This is a genomic window from Hymenobacter guriensis (assembly GCF_015773195.1).
In the GTDB taxonomy this organism is placed as follows: domain Bacteria; phylum Bacteroidota; class Bacteroidia; order Cytophagales; family Hymenobacteraceae; genus Hymenobacter; species Hymenobacter guriensis.
This window is the reverse complement of record NZ_JADWYK010000002.1, coordinates 423,615-445,092: the sequence shown is the minus strand read 5'-3', so window position 1 is coordinate 445,092 and position 21,478 is coordinate 423,615. Positions and strand designations below refer to the sequence as shown.

The window sequence follows — 21,478 nt, the reverse complement described above, 5'->3', positions numbered from 1 at the left end:
GGGGATAAGGTGGGCGGAAAAGGGCCTAAAGATAGGCCAAATCTCAAACTTATTTCGGAAATTGAGCCACATTACCCTATTGCCACCCGCATGAAATACCCGGTTCTCGGCACCCTTAGTTTAGTACTCGCGCTGCATGTGGTAGCACTGGCCCAGAACGTCAGACCAAATCAAGAGACGGTACCCAAAGCTAATACGCGCAAAAAAGCCCAGCCCGCCGAAGTTGTTTTCCCCACCGAAACAGCTACGGTGATTATTCCCTCGTGGCTTCCCTCTTCGGGGCCCACGCAGCCCGCCGCTACAATACTGAGCGACCTGCAGCATACCGCGCTGGACTTGCGCTTCGACTGGGCCAAGCAGCAGGTTATCGGCTCGGCTACCCTGACGGTGCGGCCGCATTTTCATCCGCAAAGCCAGTTGGTGCTGGATGCCAAGGGGTTTGATATCCGGAATATCCGTTTGCTGACCGGCAACGGCAAAGAAAAGGCCCTGACTTACGGCTACGACAAGCGTCAGCTCACCGTTAACCTTGACCGCACGTATGCTCGCACCGAAACCTATCAGGTACGCATTGCCTACGTAGCCAAGCCCAACGAGCTGCCCGCTAGCGGCTCCGATGCCATTACCAGCAACAAAGGGCTGTTCTTTATCAACCCCCTCGGCACGGAAAAGGGCAAGCCCCGCCAGATCTGGACGCAGGGCGAAATGGAAAACAACTCCAACTGGTTTCCGACCATCGACAAGCCCAACCAGCGGATGACGCAGGAAATCACCCTGACGGTGGATGGGCAGTACAAAACCCTGTCGAATGGCTTGCTGGTAGCCTCCAAGAAGAATGCCGACGGCACCCGCACAGATACCTGGAAGCAGGTGCAGCCCGCGGCACCCTACCTGGCCATGATTGCGGTGGGCGACTTTGCCGTGGTAAATGACACCTGGCGCGGAAAAGCCGTCGACTATTACGTGGAGCCGAAGTTTGCCGGTACCGCCAAAGCCGTTTTCGGGAACACGCCCCAGATGCTGGACTTTTTCTCGAAGAAATTCGGGGTGGAGTTTCCCTGGGAAAAATACGCCCAGATTGCCGTGCGCGACTACGTTTCAGGTGCCATGGAAAACACTACGGCCGTGGTGCATGGGGAAGGCATTCAGGCCACCCGCCGGGAACTGCTGGATCAGAACTTCGACTGGGTAATTGCGCACGAGCTGGTACACCACTGGTTTGGCAACTACGTCACCTGCGAGTCGTGGGCCAACCTGCCACTCAACGAAGCCTTCGCGGACTACGGCGAGTTCCTCTGGACGGAGTACAAGTATGGCGCCGATGCGGCCTCAATGGTGCAGGCAACGGCCCTGAACCACTATCTGCAGGAAGCCGAAGACAAGCGCGTGCCGCTAATCCGGTATCAGTATCGGGAAAAGGAAGACATGTTCGACCGGCACTCCTACCAGAAAGGCGGCCGCGTACTGCACATGCTGCGTAAGCACGTGGGCGACGAAGCCTTCTTTCTGGCACTTAATCACTATCTCACGCGCCATAAGTTCTCGGCGGTAGAAATAGATGAGCTGCGGATGACCTTTGAGGAAGTGACCGGCGAGGATCTGCACTGGTTTTTCGACCAGTGGTTTCTGCAGCGTGGCCACCCCGAGCTACGTATTACCCACAGTTATACCAACGGGCAGGTAAGCCTGCGCGTGCAGCAAACCCAGGACTCCACCTTCACGCCCATCTACCGTCTGCCCGTTACGGTAGCCATTTGGGGAAACAACAACCAGTCGACCACGCACCGCATCACCGTAACAAAGGCCGATCAGACCTTCCTGCTGCCTTCGTCGCAGCGGCCCAGTCTGGTGAAGTTCGATGATGAGTCCCAACTGCTGGCTAAAATAGAGGAGGAGCTTTCCCAGGATGAGTTGGTGTACCTGCTACAGCATGCTCACAACTATCAGCAAAAGCAGCAGGCTATTGAGGGGTTGCGCCCTAAAGTAGCAGATCTTACTGTCTCGGCTACCTTGCGAAATGCCCTCAATGATAAGTTCTGGGGGGGGCGCGTAGCCGCTGCCGAAGCGCTGCGGCGCTACAAAGGCCCTGAAGGCGGAGCGGTACGGAAGGAACTGCAGCGCGTAGCAACCACCGATACCCGGAGCGACGTACGAGCCGCAGCCATTACCACGCTGAACTCCTTCAGCAACGAAGACTTTGGCCAGGTCTACGACGCGGCGCTGAACGACAGCTCATATACAGTGGTGAGTGCGGCGCTGGCGGCTCTTACCCGTAATCCTACCGTAGCGTCGCAGCCAAAAATTGCTACCCTGCAGGAAACCCCCAACAGCCGGGTAATCACTGCTTTGGGAGGCTATTATGCGCTAAATGGGCATCTAGATCAGTACGAATGGTTTTTGCGGCACCTGGAAACGCTGCAGGATGCCGACTTGTATACCTTCCTGCCCAACTTCGGGCAGTTTATGCAGCGCATGCCGCCAATTGAGCGGGAGAAAGGCATCAAACGGCTGGAAGTACTGGCCCGGAACAATCCTTCGTATCTGGTACGGCTGGGCGCCTATAAAGGGCTAAGTGCCGTGGCCGAACGCAGCCAGGAGTTGAAAACGATACTGCAGGATATCCGGGCCAAGGAAAAGGACGAAGGGCTGAAGGGTATGTATAACCTGCTGTAACTGGTTAGCGGAGAATAATTCTGTCTGAAAACCGGGTTCAGTAAGCCGCTGAAGTAGAATCGTATACCTAGGCCTGAGGTCAAACCGGTGAAAAAATATTGCAGTAATTAAGCTCAATAGCTTGACTTGCATCTGAAAGCGGCTAATTTTGCAACTCCTTTAGCAATCGGCCTTCAACTAGGGCTGATTTAAGAGGGTCAATGTCAGCGCAAACGGTGCTGATAAAACTAACTGGGGGTATCGCATAGCGGCAATTGCGGGTGACTGTAACTCACCTCCTTCGGGTTCATAGGTTCGAGTCCTGTTACCCCCACAGTCAGTAAGCAGTGAAATAGTGAGTTGTTGGGTTAAGCTCATTATTTCACCATTCGCGGGAGTAGCTCAGTTGGTAGAGCGGCAGCCTTCCAAGCTGCAGGTCGCGGGTTCGAACCTCGTCTCCCGCTCTCTTAATAGTCAGCAGTCATTAGCTAGCTATTAGCTCAAAAAAGAATAAGCCGTTTTAGCTCAGTGGTAGAGCACTTCCTTGGTAAGGAAGAGGTCATGGGTTCAAATCCCATAAATGGCTCACAATTACGGTTGTCAACGGAGCAGCGCGACTGCCCCGTTCGGAGCTGTCAGCTAAGTAAAGCGACGTGCAGTTGTTGCCACTCAGTGGAGCTGCGTTTCGCTTTCTTGCGGTATAGTCAAGTCGCGTTTTCTCTTCTTTCTAAAATTCCTCTTAATCTCTTTACAATGGCCAAAGAAAATTTTGATCGTTCCAAGCCGCACGTGAACATCGGTACGATCGGGCACGTCGACCACGGCAAAACCACCCTGACTGCTGCTATCACCACGGTACTGGCGAACAAAGGTTTGGCCGCGAAGCGTGACTTCTCGTCTATCGACAACGCTCCGGAAGAAAAAGAGCGTGGTATTACCATCAACACCGCGCACGTAGAGTACTCGACCGAAAACCGTCACTACGCTCACGTTGACTGCCCTGGTCACGCTGACTATGTGAAGAACATGGTAACGGGTGCTGCTCAAATGGACGGTGCTATCCTCGTGGTAGCTGCCACCGACGGCCCGATGCCCCAGACGCGTGAGCACATCCTGCTCGCTCGCCAGGTAGGTGTTCCTCAGCTGGTGGTGTTCATGAACAAAGTAGACATGGTAGATGACCCCGAGCTCCTCGAGCTGGTGGAAATGGAAATCCGTGAGCTGCTGTCGTTCTACGACTTCGACGGTGACAACATTCCCGTAATCCAAGGCTCGGCTCTGGGTGGCCTGAACGGCGACGCCAACTGGGTTCCCAAGATCGAGGAACTGATGGCTGCTGTTGACAGCTACATTCCGATTCCTGCCCGTCTGACCGACCTGCCCTTCCTGATGCCCGTAGAGGACGTATTCTCTATCACGGGTCGAGGTACGGTTGCTACTGGCCGTATCGAGCGTGGTATCATCAACTCGGGTGAGCAGGTTGACATCCTCGGCATGGGTGCCGAAGGTCTGAAGTCGACCGTAACCGGTGTTGAGATGTTCCGCAAGATCCTCGACCGTGGCGAAGCTGGCGACAACGTAGGTCTGCTGCTCCGTGGTATTGAAAAAGAAGCCATCCGTCGTGGTATGGTTATCTGCAAGCCCGGCTCGGTAACGCCTCACAAAAAGTTCAAGGCTGAGGTGTACGTACTGTCGAAAGAAGAAGGTGGCCGTCACACGCCGTTCTTCAACAACTACCGTCCGCAGTTCTACCTGCGCACCACCGACGTAACGGGTATCATCACCCTGCCCGAAGGTGTTGAAATGGTAATGCCTGGCGACAACATCACCATCACGGTGGAGCTGATCAACAAAGTAGCTATGGAAAAAGGCCTGCGTTTCGCTATCCGCGAAGGTGGTCGCACCGTAGGTGCTGGTCAGGTTACCGAAATCCTCGACTAGTTTCCACTAGATCAATGCAATCCGCCCTCGATTTTTTCGGGGGCGGATTTGTTTTGTCCAAGCAGTTCAGTACATTTGCAGTCCCAATCCGGCCCCAGGCTGTTTTGAGACGCATCCACGGGCGTAGTTCAAGGGTAGAATAGAGGTCTCCAAAACCTTTGATGGGAGTTCGAATCTCTCCGCCCGTGCCATTACAGCTGCTCCGGCAGCAGGTACCACCAGCCAAATCGGCGACACCATGAGCAAGCTGACCAACTATTTCCGCGAAACGACCGAGGAGATGCGCTACAAAGTAACGTGGCCATCCTTTGAAGAGCTACAGAAGAGCGCTGGCTTGGTGCTCATTGGCTCGCTCGTGTTTGCGATTATCGTTGGCGTGATGGACTTGGTTTTCAAAACGGGGCTGGAAGCGTTCTACAACTCCTTCCGCTAAGCGTTACTGACTAATGGGAGAGTTGAAATGGTACGTTGTCCGTTCGGTCAGCGGGCAGGAGAAAAAGGCTAAGACCTACCTCGAAACCGAGATAGGGCGCCACGGCCTTTCTGACTTGGTGCCGCAGGTGCTGATTCCGGTAGAGAAGGTATTCGAGATGCGTAACGGCAAGAAGCGCGTGCGTGAGCGGAACCTGTATCCCGGCTACATCATCATCCACGCCGACCTGACCCACGGCGAAGTTGACCACATCATCACCAGCACTCCGGGCGTTATCGGATTTCTGAGTGATAAAGAGGGCAAAGCGGCCAACCAGAATACCAAGCCGGTTCCACTGCACATTTCGGAAGTAAACCGCATTCTCGGGATTGTGGACGAAGCCGAAGAGCAGACGGCCACGTTGGAGACGCCTTTCGTTGCTGGTGAGTTGGTGAAGATTGTAGATGGAGGTTTCGCCGGTATGTCGGGCACTGTTTCGGAGGTTTTCGAAGAACGCAAGAAGCTAAACGTCATTGTCAAGATTTTTGGGCGTAGCACTCCCATGGAACTCAGCTACACCCAGGTCGAGAAAGAGTCATAACAGAGCTTAGATTAGGAGAGCTTAGAACTTAGCTGCCAACGCATCTAAGTTCTAAGCTCTGATTTCTAAGTTCTCTTTCAATATCGTCGCAGGCCATTCGCTCCGGGCCGGCGGTGCTTCCACTAGGAGCAAATACATTCATCTGAGGAAGATACGAGTTACGTCGTGTCGTCCGCAGCCTTTCAATCCAAATGGCCAAGGAAATTAGAGGTTATCTGAAGCTTCAGATAAAGGGAGGCGCCGCGAACCCCGCGCCGCCGGTTGGACCTGCACTTGGTAGCAAAGGCCTTAACATCATGGAGTTCTGCAAGCAGTTCAATGCGCGCACCCAAGATAAGGCCGGCCAAGTTTGTCCTGTTCTCATCACCATGTACACCGACAAGTCATTTGACTTCGTGGTGAAGACTCCGCCAGCCCCGGTAATGCTGAAGGAAGCCGCTAAAATTCAGAGCGGTTCCAAAGAGCCTAACCGGAACAAGGTAGGGTCGGTAACGTGGGACCAGATCCGCACTATTGCCGAAGTGAAAATGCCCGATTTGAACGCGTTCAAAATCGAATCGGCCATGAAGCTGGTAGCTGGTACGGCCCGTAGCATGGGTATCACCATCAAGGGAGATTCTCCTTTCGCTGAATAATCTTAACGGAGAAGAATCAGATGGCACAAGTAAGCAAAAAGCGCAAGGAAGCCCTTGCCAAGCACGACCTGACCCAGGTGCGTAACCTCGTTGAGGCTGCCACTGTGGTAAAGGATATCACCTATACCAAGTTCGACGCCTCGGTTGATATCGACGTTCGTCTGGGTGTAGACCCCCGCAAAGCCGACCAGATGGTGCGTGGCGTAGCTACGCTGCCCCACGGTACCGGTAAAACGGTCCGCGTTCTGGCCCTCGTTACGCCCGACAAAGAAGCTGAAGCTACCGCTGCTGGTGCTGACTTCGTTGGTCTGGACGACTACATCTCGAAAATCGAGAAAGGCTGGACGGATATCGACGTAATCATCACGATGCCGGCTGTAATGGCTAAGGTTGGCCGTCTGGGTCGCGTACTGGGGCCCCGTGGCCTGATGCCGAACCCTAAGTCGGGCACCGTAACCACAGACGTAGCCAAGGCTGTGCAGGAAGTGAAAGCAGGTAAAATCGACTTCAAAGTCGACAAAACCGGCATCATTCACTGCTCGGTAGGCAAAGTGTCGTTCGACCCACAAAAGCTGGCCGAAAACGCCATCGAAGTAATTCAGACCCTGAACCGTCTGAAGCCTTCGTCGGCTAAAGGAACGTACATCCGCAGCATCACGCTTTCGAGCACGATGTCGCCCGCCGTTCCGGTTGACACCTCGGTAACTTCCGCATAATTTAAATCAACACGACGATATGATCCGGGAAGAAAAACAAGCCCTCGTCGACGAGTTGAGCGAGAAGTTTCAATCGCACAACGCGTTCTACATCACCGATGCTTCGGGGATGTCAGTGGCGAAAATCAACGAATTCCGTCGCCTGTGCTTTAACCGCGGCCTGGAGTTCAAAGTCTACAAAAACACGTTCATCCGCAAAGCCCTCGACACCCTCGATGGCAATACTGCAGAGATGGACGAGGCGCTGAAAGGCCAGTCGGGCGTGCTGTTCTCGAAAGAGTCGGGCAATGCTCCTGCCAAGCTGCTGAAAGACTTCTACAAGTCGCAGAACTACGGCCGCGGCGTTGAGCCTAAGCCCGTTCTGAAAGGCGCTTACATCGATGCCAGCATCTATCTGGGCGCAACCCAGCTCGAAACGCTGAGCACGCTGAAAGGCAAAAACGAGCTTATCGGTGATGTTATCGGTCTGCTTCAGTCGCCTGCCAAGAATGTTATTTCTGCTCTGTCGAGCGGTGGCAACAAACTGGCTGGTATCCTCAAAACACTTTCCGAAAAAGAAGAGGTTGCAGGCTAACCGCTGCTCATCTTTTTCCCTTTCAATTTCCTTCAACAACCCCCCTTTTTAACAATCTACAGAAATGGCAGATTTGAAAGCATTCGCCGAGCAGCTCGTTAGCCTGACGGTAAAAGAAGTAAACGAACTGGCTGGTATCCTGAAAGACGAGTATGGCATCGAGCCTGCTGCTGCTGCTCCCGTAATGGTAGCTGGTGGCGGTGGCGCTGCTGCTGAAGCTCCCGAGGAGAAGACCTCGTTCGACGTGATCCTGAAGTCGGCTGGCGCTGCCAAACTGGCTGTGGTGAAACTGGTGAAAGACCTGACCGGTCTGGGCCTGAAAGAAGCCAAAGAACTGGTTGACGGTGCTCCCAAGCCCCTGAAAGAAGGCGTAACCAAGGACGAGGCTGAAGGCCTGAAGAAGCAACTGGAAGAAGCCGGCGCTGAAGTAGAAGTTAAGTAATTTCTGCTGCCTGCTCTAACACCAGCAAATAGGGAGAGGCCTGGCAACTAAGCCAGGTCTTTTCCTGTTTGTAGACAACAACTAGAACGGAAGTTCGTTTGCACGCCGCTTTGCGGCTTTTCGTGCCTACGGTGAGTACGGCGCAAGGTTCTGCCTTGCGCTTTCGTGCGACCATTAGGCTACCCGGTCAGAAAATATCTGAGGGGACTGCAACGGGCTTTCGGCTGATTCCCAAGGTAGCGGTTTTGCCGTTACGCTGGGCTGGATTCTCTCAGTGTCCATTTCCTAACCCCACATACATTGGCTACACCGAAAGCACAGACAGGACTGCAAAAACTGCAGGCCGCTGACGAGCGGATCAACTTCGCCAAGATTAAAAAGGTTATTGAGTATCCGGATTTCCTAGACGTGCAGGTTCGCTCGTTCATGGATTTCTTCCAGTTGGAGACGGCTGCCGAGAACCGGACCGATGAGGGGCTGTTCAAAGTATTCGCGGAGAACTTTCCGATTTCGGACTCCCGCGAAAACTTCGTGCTGACCTTTATCGATTACCACGTCGACCCGCCCAAGTACTCAGTTGACGAGTGCATCGACCGGGGCCTGACGTACTCGGTGCCGCTGAAAGCCAAGCTGCGTCTGGTCTGCAATGATACGGACAACGAGGACTTCGAGACGATTGAGCAAGAGGTTTTCCTGGGAAATATTCCCTACATGACCGAAAAAGGCTCGTTCGTTATCAACGGAGCAGAGCGGGTTATTGTGTCGCAGCTGCACCGCTCGCCGGGCGTGTTTTTTGCCCAGAGCAAGCACACCAATGGCACCAAGCTGTATTCGGCGCGTATCATTCCGTTCAAAGGCTCGTGGATTGAGTTTGCCACGGACGTGAACAACGTGATGTACGCGTATATCGACCGGAAGAAGAAATTCCCGGTTACCACGCTGCTACGCGCCATCGGCTACGGCACCGACAAAGACATTCTCGACCTGTTCGGGCTGTCGGAAGAGGTGAAAGCCGACAAGAAAATCCTGAAGAAAGCCGTAGGCCGCAAGCTGGCTGCGCGGGTGTTGCGCACCTGGACGGAAGACTTCGTGGATGAGGACACCGGCGAGGTAGTTTCCATCGACCGGAACGAAGTGCTTTTGGAGCGCGACTCGACCATCGAGGAAGAAGATATTGACACCATCCTAAATGCCGGAGCCAAATCGGTTATCCTGCACCGCGAGAATGTCAACATCGCCGACTTCGCCATCATCTACAACACGCTGCAGAAAGACAACTCCAACTCGGAGAAGGAAGCTGTGGAGCAGATCTACCGTCAGCTGCGGAATACCGAAGCGCCCGACGAAGAAACTGCCCGTGACATCATCCAGAAGCTGTTTTTCTCGGACAAGCGCTACGACCTCGGCGACGTAGGCCGTTACCGCATCAACAAAAAGCTGGGTATCGACACCGGCTGGGATGCCCGCGTACTAACGAATGAGGACATTGTTCTCATCGTGAAATACCTGATCGGTCTGATCAACTCTAAGGCCATTGTCGATGACATTGACCACTTGAGCAACCGCCGCGTGCGCACGGTAGGGGAGCAGCTCTACGCCCAGTTCGGCGTGGGTCTTGCCCGGATGGCGCGTACCATCAAGGAGCGCATGAACGTGCGTGACAACGAGGACTTCAAGCCCGTTGACCTGATCAACGCCCGCACGCTGTCGTCGGTTATCAACTCGTTCTTCGGCACCAACCAGTTGTCGCAGTTCATGGACCAAACCAACCCGCTGGCCGAGGTGACGCACAAGCGTCGTGTATCGGCACTGGGGCCAGGAGGTCTGTCCCGCGAGCGGGCTGGTTTCGAAGTACGTGACGTACACTACACGCACTACGGCCGCCTCTGCACCATCGAAACGCCGGAAGGCCCGAACATCGGTCTGATTTCGTCGCTTTGCGTGCATGCCCGCGTGAACTCGATGGGCTTCATCGAAACTCCCTACCGCACCGTGGAAAACGGCAAGGTAGACACCACGGAGAACGTGAAGTACCTGACGGCCGAGGAAGAAGACACCCACCACATTGCACAGGCTAACGCCCGCATCGATGAGCAGGGCAACTTCATCAACGAACTGGTAAAAGGCCGTTTCGAAGGTGACTTCCCGGTAGTAGGCCCCGGCGAATACAGCTACATGGACGTGGCCCCGAACCAGATTGTGTCGGTGGCTGCTTCGCTGATTCCGTTCCTGGAGCACGACGATGCTAACCGTGCCCTGATGGGCTCGAACATGCAACGTCAGGCCGTACCGCTGTTGAAAGCCGAAGCTCCCATCGTAGGCACCGGGCTGGAAGGCCGCGTGGCTACCGACTCCCGTACGCTGGTAGTAGCCGAAGGCGACGGCGTAATCGACTACGTAGATGCAAACCGCATCGTAGTGAAGTACGACCTGACGGAAGACGACATCCTCGTAAGCTTCGACGCTGAGAAGATTTCGTACGACCTGATCAAGTTCCGCCGCACCAACCAGGACACCTGCATCAACCTGACGCCCCTCGTGAAGAAGGGTGAGCGGGTAAGCAAGGGCCAAGTACTGTGCGAAGGCTACGGCACCAACAAAGGTGAGCTGGCCCTGGGCCGGAACATGCAGGTGGCGTTCATGCCGTGGCAGGGCTACAACTTCGAGGATGCCATTGTCATTTCGGAGAAAGTAGTGCGCGACGACATTTTCACCTCGATTCACATTGAGGAGTTTGAGCTGGAAGTGCGCGAGACCAAGCGCGGCGAAGAAGAGCTGACCTCGGAAATTCCGAACGTGAGCGAAGAAGCCGTGCGCAACCTCGACGACAACGGCATCATCCGTCTGGGGGCGGAGGTTCGCGAAGGCGACATCCTCATCGGTAAGATTACGCCCAAGGGCGAAACCGACCCGACCCCGGAAGAGAAGCTGCTGCGTGCCATCTTCGGCGACAAAGCCGGCGACGTGAAGGATGCCTCCCTTAAGGCGCCACCGTCCCTGAACGGGGTGGTTATCGGGACCAAGCTATTCTCGCGTCCGAAAAAAGACAAAAACCTCCGGGCCAAGTCGAAGAAGGAAGTAGAAGAGCTGAAGGATACGTACGCTCGTGAGCTGCGCGGCATCAAAGCCGTGATGGTGGACAAGCTGGTGCAGCTGCTGGAAGGCAAAACCTCCCAGGGCGTAAAGCACAAGTTCGGCGACGAAATCATCTCGAAGGGTGTGAAATTCGGCAAGAAGAACATTGCCGAAAACCTGTTCCCCGATAAGAACCCCTATAAGGACGAAAGCAACTACGCTGTGCCCGAGGAGGTGAACATGTTCAAAGACCTCGTGCTGGAAGGCTGGACCGCCGACGCCCGCGTGAATGCTATGGTGACCGACTTGGTGAAGAACTACGCCAAGAAGCGCAACACCATCACGGCCCGCTTCAAGCGCGACCGGTTCACGCTGGAAGTAGGCGACGAACTGCCCGCCGGTATCGTGCAGCTGGCCAAAGTTTACATCGCCAAGAAGCGCAAGCTGAAGGTGGGTGATAAAATGGCTGGTCGTCACGGTAACAAAGGGGTAGTAGCCCGCATCGTGCGCGATGAGGACATGCCTTTCCTACCCGACGGCACCCCGATGGACATCGTGCTCAACCCGCTGGGTGTACCAAGCCGGATGAACATCGGTCAGATCTACGAGACCGTACTGGGCTGGGCCGGCCTCAAGCTGGGTCGCACCTACGCTACCCCCATTTTCGATGGTGCTACCGAAGAGGAAGTATCGAAGGAACTGACGGAAGCTGGGTTGCCCACTTTCGGCCGCGCGTACCTGCACGACGGTCTGACGGGTCAGCGTTTCGACCAGCCGGTAACAGTGGGTGTTATCTACATGCTGAAGCTGGGTCACCTGGTTGATGATAAGATGCACGCCCGTTCCATCGGGCCGTACTCGCTCATCACGCAGCAGCCGCTGGGTGGTAAGGCGCAGTTCGGTGGTCAGCGCTTCGGTGAGATGGAAGTATGGGCGCTGGAGGCCTTCGGGGCGTCCAACGTGCTGCAGGAAATCCTCACGGTGAAGTCGGATGACGTGGTAGGCCGCGCTAAAGCGTACGAAGCCATTGTAAAAGGCGACGTGCTGCCCAAGCCAAATATCCCCGAGTCATTCAACGTACTCATCCACGAGCTACGGGGTTTGGCCCTGGAAATCACGCTTGACTAAGATTTGAAAATGGTGGCTGCGGGTGCTTCGGTATCGGCAGCCACTTTTCAGGTCTTTCTATAATACAGAGTACGCGGTTCGGGAAACCGATAACACCTGCCGCCGGCGCCGTTCCGAGATATGGTCAGCACGGCATCAACCTCTGGCAGCAAGTGGCCGCACATATGTTCGGGTTTGCCCAAACCCGAGCCAGTACCCAATCAGACCTAGCAAAACCTACTGCGCGGCGTACCTATCCGACCCGCAGAGCACTTTTCGCAGAGTCGAACTGTTCGATTCCTTCCGACTTGTCTTAAGACCGGCGGAACCAATCAACAGCCACAAGCCAACAGCTAACAGCTTATTACATGGCGTTTGCAAAAAACAAGAAACTGGTACAGGACTTCTCGAAAGTTACCATTTCGCTGGCCTCGCCCGAATCCATTCTGGAACGGTCGAATGGTGAAGTAGTAAAGCCCGAGACGATCAACTACCGGACGTACAAGCCCGAGATGGGCGGCCTGTTTTGCGAGCGGATTTTCGGTCCCGTGAAGGACTGGGAATGCCACTGCGGCAAGTACAAGCGGATTCGCTACAAAGGCATCATCTGCGACCGTTGCGGTGTGGAGGTGACCGAGAAGAAAGTACGCCGGGAGCGGATGGGCCACATCGAATTGGTGGTGCCTGTTGCGCACATCTGGTACTTCAAGTCCCTGCCCAACAAAATCGGCTACCTGCTGGGCTTGCCCACCAAGAAGCTTGATCAGATTATCTATTACGAGCGGTATGTAGTAGTACAGCCGGGCGTACTGGGCGAAGAAGGCGTGCAGCAGCTCGACTTCCTCACCGAAGACGAATACCTCGACATCATCGACAAGCTCCCCCGGGAGAACCAGATGCTGCCGAACGAGGACCCCAACAAGTTTATTGCCCGCATGGGTGCCGATGCCCTGCAACTCCTGTTGGAGCGCATCAACCTTGATGAGCTGTCGTACTCGCTGCGTGACTCTGCTGCCCACGAAACGTCGCAGCAGCGTAAGGCTGAAGCGTTGAAGCGTCTGCGCGTAGTAGAAGCCTTCCGCGACGCCGCTACCCGCGTGGAAAACAAGCCCGAGTGGATGGTAATCCGCATGGTGCCTGTAATTCCCCCGGAGCTGCGTCCCCTCGTTCCGCTGGATGGTGGCCGTTTCGCCACGTCCGACCTGAACGACCTGTACCGTCGCGTTATCATCCGTAACAACCGCCTCAAGCGCCTGATTGAAATCAAGGCCCCTGAAGTGATTCTGCGGAACGAGAAGCGCATGCTGCAGGAAGCCGTTGACTCGCTCTTCGACAACTCGCGGAAAGTAAATGCCGTGCGTGCCGAAGGCAACCGTGCCCTGAAGTCGCTGTCCGACATGCTGAAAGGCAAGCAGGGCCGCTTCCGTCAGAACCTGCTCGGTAAGCGTGTCGACTACTCGGGTCGTTCGGTTATCGTCGTTGGTCCTGAGCTGAAGCTGCACGAGTGCGGTCTGCCCAAGAACATGGCGGCCGAGCTGTTCAAGCCGTTCATCATCCGCAAGCTCATCGAGCGCGGCATTGTGAAGACGGTGAAGTCGGCTAAGAAGATTGTCGACCGCAAGGACGCTGTGGTATGGGACATTCTGGAAAATGTGCTGAAAGGCCACCCAGTGCTCCTCAACCGGGCTCCTACGCTGCACCGCTTGGGTATCCAGGCGTTCCAGCCGCGCCTCATTGAAGGCAAGGCTATTCAGCTCCACCCCCTCGTTTGTACGGCCTTCAACGCTGACTTTGACGGTGACCAGATGGCTGTGCACGTTCCCTTAGGACCGGCCGCTATCCTGGAAGCCTCCATGCTCATGCTGGCCTCGCACAACATCCTGAACCCTGCCAACGGCGCGCCCATCGCGGTACCGTCGCAGGACATGGTTCTGGGCTTGTACTACGTAACAAAAGGCAAGCGCAGCACCGACGAAGAGAAGATCCAGGGCGAAGGCCGTGTTTTCTACTCGGATGAGGAAGTTGTTATTGCCATCAACGAAGAGCAGCTCTCGAAGCACGCCTATATCAAGGTGCGCACGCAGATTCGCGACGAGGACGATAACCTCGTAACGAAGATCATCGAGACAGTTGCCGGCCGCGTGCTGTTCAACCAGCTGGTTCCGAAGGAGGTAGGTTTCGTGGATGAGCTGCTGACCAAGAAAAAGCTGCAGCAGATCATTTCGATGGTATTCAAGCGTACGGGCATGGCCCGCACAGCGCAGTTCCTCGACGACATCAAGACGCTGGGCTTCCAGTCGGCTTACAAAGGTGGTCTGTCGATGGGTCTGGGCGACATTAACATCCCTGCCGAGAAAGACATCCTCGTAGCGCAGGCGCAAGCCGACGTGAAAGCCGTAACCCAGAACTACCAGATGGGTCTGATTACGGACAACGAGCGTTACAACCAGGTTATCGACATCTGGACGCGCATCAACAACCAAATCACTGAAACCCTCATGGGTCGCCTCGAAAAGGAGAACCAGGGCTTCAACTCGATTTACATGATGATGCACTCCGGTGCCCGTGGATCGCGCGAGCAGATTCGTCAGCTCGGTGGTATGCGGGGTCTGATGGCCAAGCCGCAGAAGTCGCTGCAGGGTTCGGTAGGGGAGATTATCGAAAACCCGATTCTGTCGAACTTCAAAGAAGGCCTGGACGTAATCGAGTACTTCATTTCGACCCACGGTGCCCGTAAGGGTCTGGCCGACACGGCGCTGAAGACGGCCGACGCCGGCTACCTGACGCGTCGTCTGGTAGACGTTTCGCAGGACGTAATCGTGAACGAAGTAGACTGCGGTACCCTGCGCGGCATCGAGACCTTCGCTCTGAAGGATAATGAGGACGTGGTAGAGCCGCTGGCTGAGCGTATCCTGGGCCGCGTAGCGGTGCACGATATCATCGACCCGCTGACCGACGAAGTTATCCTCACCGCCGGTGACGAAATCACGGAAGAGGTTACCCGTCGTATCGACGCAACCAGCATTGAGTCGGTGGAAATCCGCTCGGTACTGACCTGCGAATCGAAGCGCGGTATCTGCGGCAAGTGCTACGGCCGTAACCTGTCGTCGGGCCGCATGGTGCAGAAAGGGGAGGCTGTCGGCGTAATTGCTGCACAGTCTATCGGTGAACCCGGCACCCAGCTGACCCTGCGTACCTTCCACGTAGGTGGTACGGCTTCCAACATTGCCGTTGAAGCCAGCCTGAAAGCCAAGTTCGCGGGCGTAGTTGAGTTCGAAGACATCCGTACGGTGGAAACCGCTAACCCTGATGGGGAGCTGGTGAAAGTGGTAATGGGTCGTTCGGGCGAAATCCGTATCGTGGAGAAAGGCACCGGCAAGGTGTTTATCTCCAACCACGTTCCCTACGGGTCCTTCCTGCTGGTGAACGAAGGTCAGGAGGTAGAAAAAGGCCAGGAGCTGAACAACTGGGACCCGTACAACGCCGTTATTCTGGCCGAGTTCGATGGTACCGTTCAGTACGACGCCATCACCGAAGGCATCACCTACCGCGAGGAATCGGATGAACAGACCGGTCACCGCGAGAAAGTGATTATCGAATCGAAGGCCAAGGACCAGAACCCGGCCATCATCATTCGTCCCGGCAAGAAAGGCGACATGGAAGGCCACAAGGCCTACAGCATTCCGGTTGGCTCGCACTTGAACGTAGAGAATGGTGAGAAAATCAAGGCTGGTCAGATCCTGGCCAAGATTCCGCGTGCCGTGGGCAAAACCCGCGACATTACCGGTGGTCTGCCCCGCGTTACGGAGCTCTTCGAAGCCCGTAACCCCTCAAACCCGGCTGTTGTGGCCGAAATCGACGGTGTAGTAACCTACGGTACGGTGAAGCGTGGTAACCGTGAAATCTTCGTGGAGTCGAAAGACGGCGTGAAGAAAAAATACATGGTGCCGCTGTCCAAGCACATTCTGGTGCAGGACAACGACTTCATCCGCGCTGGCTCGCCGCTTTCCGATGGTGCCATCACGCCGTCCGATATCCTGAGCATTCAGGGCCCGGGCGCCGTGCAGGAGTATCTCGTGAATGAGATTCAGGAAGTATACCGCTTGCAGGGTGTGAAAATCAACGATAAGCACATCGAGGTAGTCGTTCGCCAGATGATGCAGAAAGTGGTTATCCTCGATGCCGGCGACACGACCTTCCTGGAGCACCAGGTAATCGACAAGATTATCTTCATGGAGGAAAACGATACCATCATTGACATGAAGGTGGTAACGGATGCCGGCGACTCGACCAACCTGAAGCCCGGCCAGATCGTGACGGCCCGCCGTCTGCGCGACGAAAACTCGTCGCTCAAGCGCCGGGACCTGAAGCTGGTGCAGGTACGCGACGCGCAACCGTCCGTATCGCGCCCCACGCTACAGGGTATCACGCAGGCTTCGCTGGGTACGCAGTCGTTCATCTCGGCCGCTTCCTTCCAGGAAACGACCAAGGTGCTGTCGGAAGCCGCCATCCGTGGCAAGGCCGACGAACTGCTGGGCCTGAAGGAGAACGTAATCGTAGGTCACCTCATCCCGGCTGGTACCGGTCTGCGCGAGTACACGCGTCAGATTGTGGGCTCGAAGGACGAGCTGGAAGCGCTGCAAGCGCCCAAAGCCGACGACGTAGTAGCTCCCGCCAAACGTCCTGCCCGCGCTGCCCGCCGCGAGTCGGTGTAAGCGTTAAGTTGTAAGTAGAGGGAAGGCCGGCCGAAGCAATTCGGCCGGCTTTTTCTTTTTAGCTTTCATAAATTGAATGCACATGGCTCCTGAACTTATGATTAGCACTATATTTCTGCTTGATACGTCTTTCCTTGATTTTGCAGGATCGATAATAAAATTTGTGTTTGCTATTGCGGGCGCTTCAGCTCTATTCCTGATACTAAAAAAAACCTAATTCTACGCATTACAGGATTAATACTTGCTTGGGTTTTAGCTCTCACCTCAACAACATTTTGGGATAGTAGTGGCTGGGGAGAAATGCTTATACTTGCTTCACCACTACTATTCGGTATATATAAAGCATTTTCGCGGTTCATTAAGTGGACTAAGTATAAGTAAAGGCAAGCCTTTACTATTTTGCTTCGTATAGAAGTAGGCTTTTAGCATTTCTGAACTACACAATACGTAATGGCCCAGCAACCAACCGACCCCAACATACCCCAGGACCCGAACGCCATCAACATTGAGCTGTCGGAAGCCATAGCCGAGGGCGAGTACGCCAACCTGGCCATGATTGCGCACAGCAGCAGCGAGTTTGTCATCGACTTTATCCGGCTGATGCCAGGGCTGCCAAAAGCCAAGGTGAAGTCCCGTGTTATCCTCACGCCGGAGCACGCCAAGCGGCTGCTGTCGGCCCTGCAGGAAAACATTGAGCGGTTCGAGCAGACGTTCGGACCAGTGAAAGTGCAGAACGATTCGCCGAGCTACCCCATGGGCTTCGGCGGCACGATGGGGGAGGCATAGTCAAACCCCTATCCCAGGAAAGGCTTCTGCACCCTGCAGAAGCCTTTTTTGTTGGCGCCTATGTGCAGCCGTCGGCCGATTTTCAGGCAGGGGCTGGGCCGTGCCGAATTCCTAAAATTAACTATTTCAACCTGTTTGCTATTTCAAAAGCAAGTCGATACCTTTGCAAGCCTAATTTTTTGGGAGTGAACCCCCCTAGACAAACCATTCCGTAAATGCCTACCATCAACCAGTTAGTACGAAAAGGCCGCGAGAAGCTGACGACCAAGTCGAAGTCGCCGGCTCTTGACTCGTGCCCGCAGCGCCGTGGCGTTTGCACCCGTGTGTACACCACCACGCCTAAGAAGCCGAACTCGGCTATGCGCAAAGTGGCCCGCGTGCGCCTCACCAACGGCAAAGAAGTGAATGCCTACATCCCTGGTGAAGGCCACAACCTGCAGGAGCACAGCATCGTGCTGATTCGTGGCGGCCGTGTGAAAGATCTTCCCGGCGTACGCTACCACATCATCCGGGGCGCCCTGGACACCGCCGGCGTAAACGGCCGTCTGCAGCGTCGCTCGAAATACGGCGCCAAGCGTCCGAAGCCCGGTCAGCCCGTGGCTACCGGCAAAGGCGGCAAACCCGCACCCGGCAAGAAAAAGTAATTGATACGAGTGTGGTAGCCTCCCGTGCTGGATAGCATATGGTTCTTATCCCACTCCCGGCTACCGCCTACTCCCATCTGAACCCATGAGAAAGTCAAAACCGAAAAAGCGCATCCTCCTGCCCGACCCCAAGTTTAAGGAGACGCTGGTTACCCGTTTCGTCAACTATATGATGTATGACGGGAAGAAAAACCTGGCCTACGGAATTTTCTACGATGCCTGCGAACTGGTTGAGCAGCGCACGAAGGAAAGCGGCCTGGAAATGTGGCGCAAAGCCCTGAACAACGTGATGCCGACCGTAGAAGTAAAGAGCCGCCGCGTAGGTGGTGCTACCTTCCAAGTGCCGATTGAAGTTCGCGCCGACCGTCGTATCGCCGTTGGCTCGAAGTGGCTGATTCAATACGCGCGTCGTCGTGGTGAGAAAACCATGAAAGACAAGCTGGCCGGCGAAATCATTGCCGCCGCCAAGGGTGAAGGTGCCGCCGTGAAGAAAAAGGACGACACGCACCGGATGGCCGAAGCCAACAAGGCCTTCTCGCACTTCCGCTTCTAATCAGTTGTTGGGGTCTTAGGGTCTTGGGGTCTTGGTTTATGTTCTAGAATGATTTAGAGCGATAACCAAGACCCTAAGACCCTAAGACCCTAAGACCCCAACAAAAATCATGGCTGTTAATAAAGACCTGCAATACCTCCGGAACATCGGGATTATGGCGCACATCGACGCCGGTAAGACCACGACCTCGGAGCGCATTCTCTACTACACCGGTAAAACCCACAAAATCGGGGAAGTGCACGAAGGTGCTGCCACGATGGACTGGATGGAGCAGGAGCAAGAGCGTGGTATCACCATCACCTCGGCTGCTACTACTACCTTCTGGAACTACCCAACCGACGCCAACGGCGACCCAACCCCGGATACCAAGCAGTACAAGATCAACCTCATCGATACCCCCGGCCACGTTGACTTCACGGTAGAAGTTGAACGCTCGCTGCGCGTACTTGATGGTGCTGTTGCTTTGTTCTGCGCTGTATCGGGCGTAGAGCCTCAGTCGGAAACCGTATGGCGTCAGGCTGATAAGTACAAGGTGCCCCGCATCTGCTTCGTCAACAAGATGGACCGCGCCGGTGCCGACTTCTTCAAGGCCGTAGCTGAGATTAAAGACAAATTGGGCGCTAACCCCGTGCCGCTGCAAATTCCGATTGGCGCCGAAGACACCTTCAAAGGTGTTGTCGACCTGCTGACTGGTAAGGCAATTGTATGGGATGATGCTACCCAGGGCAAATCGTACCACGAAATCCCGGTTCCCGAGGATCTGGTGGAAACTGTTGCTGAATGGCGTCAGAAGCTGGTAGAAAGCGTTGCCGAGTACGACGACGCGCTGCTGGAGAAATTCTTCGACGATCCGGACTCCATCACCCGCGAGGAAATGATGGTCGTTATCCGCCAGGCGGTTATCGACATGAAGTTCTCGCCCGTAATGTGCGGCTCGGCCTTCAAAAACAAAGGTGTGCAGTCGATGCTGGATGGCGTAATGGCTTACCTGCCTTCGCCGCTGGATATGCCTCCCATTATCGGTACCAACCCCGATACCGGTGAGTCAATCGAGCGTCACCCCGACAACTCGGAGCCTTTCACGGCCTTGGCGTTCAAAATTGCTACCGACCCCTTCGTTGGTCGTCTGTGTTTCTTCCGCTGCTACAGCGGGGTGCTGGATGCTGGCTCGTACGTGCACAACAACCGCACGAACAAGAAGGAGCGTATCTCGCGCCTGATGCAGATGCACTCCAACAAGCAGAACCCCATCGACAAAATCCAGGCTGGTGACATTGCTGCTGGCGTGGGTTTCAAAGACATCAAAACCGGCGACACGCTAACCGATGAGAAGTCGCGCGTGGTACTGGAGTCTATGAGCTTCCCTGAGCCCGTAATCGGCTACGCCATTGAGCCTAAGACTCAGGCTGACGTAGATAAGATGGGTATGGCTATTGCCAAACTCGTGGAAGAAGACCCCACGCTGGTGGTGCAAACCGACCCCGAAACCGGCCAGACCGTGTTGAAAGGTATGGGTGAGCTTCACCTTGAAATCATCATCGACCGGATGCGTCGGGAGTTCAAGGTGGAAATCAACCAGGGTGCTCCTCAGGTTGCCTACAAGGAAATCCTGACGAAGTCGGTAGAACACCGCGAAACCTACAAGAAGCAGACGGGTGGTCGTGGTAAGTTCGGTGACATCGTGTTCGAACTCGGTCCGAAACTGACGGATCCGGAGAAACCCGGTCTGGAGTTCGTAAACGACATCACGGGTGGTGTTATCCCCCGCGAATTCATTGCGCCGGTTCAGAAAGGTTTCGAAGAAGCCATGAAGAACGGTCCGCTGGCAGGCTTCCCCATCGAAGGCATGCGCGTACGTCTGTTCTACGGTTCCTACCACGACGTTGACTCGGATGCTCTGTCGTTCGAACTCGCAGCTCGCGGTGGTTTCCGGGAAGCCGGCAAGCTGGCCGGCCCGAAACTGCTTGAGCCCATCATGGCGGTAGAAGTGGTTTCGCCGGACGAATACACCGGCTCGGTAACGGGTGACCTGAACCGTCGTCGGGGTATCATGAAAGGGATGGACACGAAAGGTGGTGCCAACGTTATCAAGGCTGACGTTCCGCTGTCGGAGCTCTTCGGCTACGTAACCACCCTGCGCACGATTTCTTCGGGTCGTGCTTCAGCTTCGCTGACCTTCTCGCACTACGACCAGGTGCCTTCCAACCTTGCTGAGGCCATCATCGCCAAGCAAAAGGGTAACGCCATTCGCTAATACCGCTTTCATTCAACAGACATGAACCAGAAAATTCGCATCAAACTCAAATCCTACGACCACAACCTGGTGGACAAATCGTCGGAGAAGATTGTGAAGGCGGTAAAGGCTACGGGCGCTATCGTAAGCGGTCCGATTCCATTGCCGACCATCAAAGAGAAGTTCACCGTGCTCCGTTCGCCCCACGTGAACAAGAAGAGCCGGGAGCAATTCCAGCTCTGCACCTACAAGCGTCTGGTAGATATCTACTCGACCTCGTCGAAGACGGTAGATGCACTGATGAAGCTGGAACTGCCCAGCGGCGTTGACGTTGAAATCAAAGTCTGAGGACCTGACTTCGTCCATTAACTAAGAAAACACCCCGTAGATGG

At 55.2% G+C, this 21,478-nt stretch carries 15 protein-coding genes and 4 tRNA genes; all 19 read left to right on the top strand.

Features of this window, described 5'->3' with window-relative positions; translation table 11 throughout:
* Window positions 1-90 precede the first annotated feature (90 nt).
* The 19 genes from I5L79_RS05385 to rpsJ all read left to right on the top strand — a co-directional run bounded on the left by I5L79_RS05385 (window position 91) and on the right by rpsJ (window position 21,434).
* A complete protein-coding gene (locus I5L79_RS05385; protein WP_196953978.1) occupies window positions 91-2,673 on the top strand; it encodes a M1 family aminopeptidase in 2,583 nt (860 codons plus the stop codon).
* Window positions 2,674-2,906: 233 nt separating this feature from the next.
* Window positions 2,907-2,986: transfer RNA gene (locus I5L79_RS05380), tRNA-Tyr, on the top strand.
* A gap of 57 nt (window positions 2,987-3,043) precedes the next feature.
* A tRNA-Gly gene (locus tag I5L79_RS05375) sits at window positions 3,044-3,116 on the top strand.
* 50 nt (window positions 3,117-3,166) lie between these two features.
* Window positions 3,167-3,238, top strand: a tRNA-Thr gene (locus I5L79_RS05370).
* A 167-nt stretch (window positions 3,239-3,405) separates the two neighbouring features.
* Window positions 3,406-4,593, top strand: coding sequence for an elongation factor Tu (gene tuf, locus I5L79_RS05365; RefSeq protein ID WP_196953977.1), 1,188 nt, complete (start codon window positions 3,406-3,408; stop codon window positions 4,591-4,593).
* Between the two features lie 117 nt (window positions 4,594-4,710).
* Window positions 4,711-4,784: transfer RNA gene (locus I5L79_RS05360), tRNA-Trp, on the top strand.
* Between the two features lie 47 nt (window positions 4,785-4,831).
* Window positions 4,832-5,026, top strand: coding sequence for a preprotein translocase subunit SecE (gene secE, locus I5L79_RS05355; RefSeq protein ID WP_196953976.1), 195 nt, complete (start codon window positions 4,832-4,834; stop codon window positions 5,024-5,026).
* Window positions 5,027-5,039: 13 nt separating this feature from the next.
* On the top strand, window positions 5,040-5,606 hold the full coding sequence (nusG, locus tag I5L79_RS05350) for a transcription termination/antitermination protein NusG (protein WP_149069445.1): 567 nt from the start codon (window positions 5,040-5,042) through the stop codon (window positions 5,604-5,606).
* A 191-nt stretch (window positions 5,607-5,797) separates the two neighbouring features.
* Window positions 5,798-6,241: a 50S ribosomal protein L11 gene (gene rplK, locus I5L79_RS05345; RefSeq protein WP_149069444.1), complete on the top strand. Its 444-nt coding sequence runs from the start codon at window positions 5,798-5,800 to the stop codon at window positions 6,239-6,241.
* Between the two features lie 20 nt (window positions 6,242-6,261).
* Entirely contained in the window at window positions 6,262-6,957 is a 696-nt protein-coding gene (rplA, locus tag I5L79_RS05340; RefSeq protein ID WP_196953975.1) for a 50S ribosomal protein L1, read from the top strand.
* Window positions 6,958-6,976: 19 nt separating this feature from the next.
* Window positions 6,977-7,531 carry a 50S ribosomal protein L10 gene (gene rplJ / locus I5L79_RS05335; protein WP_196953974.1) on the top strand — a complete coding sequence of 185 codons (555 nt, stop codon included), beginning with the start codon at window positions 6,977-6,979 and terminating at the stop codon, window positions 7,529-7,531.
* 64 nt (window positions 7,532-7,595) lie between these two features.
* Window positions 7,596-7,973 (top strand): 50S ribosomal protein L7/L12, encoded by a 378-nt coding sequence (gene rplL, locus I5L79_RS05330; RefSeq protein ID WP_149069441.1) that lies wholly within the window; start codon window positions 7,596-7,598, stop codon window positions 7,971-7,973.
* Window positions 7,974-8,300: 327 nt separating this feature from the next.
* Window positions 8,301-12,176, top strand: coding sequence for a DNA-directed RNA polymerase subunit beta (gene rpoB / locus I5L79_RS05325; protein ID WP_196954111.1), 3,876 nt, complete (start codon window positions 8,301-8,303; stop codon window positions 12,174-12,176).
* A 347-nt stretch (window positions 12,177-12,523) separates the two neighbouring features.
* Complete coding sequence (rpoC, locus tag I5L79_RS05320) at window positions 12,524-16,870, top strand: DNA-directed RNA polymerase subunit beta' (protein WP_196953973.1); 4,347 nt, start codon at window positions 12,524-12,526, stop codon at window positions 16,868-16,870.
* 450 nt (window positions 16,871-17,320) lie between these two features.
* A complete protein-coding gene (locus I5L79_RS05315; RefSeq protein ID WP_196953972.1) occupies window positions 17,321-17,656 on the top strand; it encodes a DUF3467 domain-containing protein in 336 nt (111 codons plus the stop codon).
* Window positions 17,657-17,871: 215 nt separating this feature from the next.
* A complete protein-coding gene (gene rpsL / locus I5L79_RS05310) occupies window positions 17,872-18,300 on the top strand; it encodes a 30S ribosomal protein S12 (protein WP_054410986.1) in 429 nt (142 codons plus the stop codon).
* 85 nt (window positions 18,301-18,385) lie between these two features.
* On the top strand, window positions 18,386-18,853 hold the full coding sequence (gene rpsG, locus I5L79_RS05305; protein ID WP_149069438.1) for a 30S ribosomal protein S7: 468 nt from the start codon (window positions 18,386-18,388) through the stop codon (window positions 18,851-18,853).
* 109 nt (window positions 18,854-18,962) lie between these two features.
* Complete coding sequence (fusA, locus tag I5L79_RS05300) at window positions 18,963-21,107, top strand: elongation factor G (protein WP_196953971.1); 2,145 nt, start codon at window positions 18,963-18,965, stop codon at window positions 21,105-21,107.
* 21 nt (window positions 21,108-21,128) lie between these two features.
* On the top strand, window positions 21,129-21,434 hold the full coding sequence (gene rpsJ / locus I5L79_RS05295; protein WP_044016018.1) for a 30S ribosomal protein S10: 306 nt from the start codon (window positions 21,129-21,131) through the stop codon (window positions 21,432-21,434).
* Window positions 21,435-21,478: the final 44 nt, after the last annotated feature.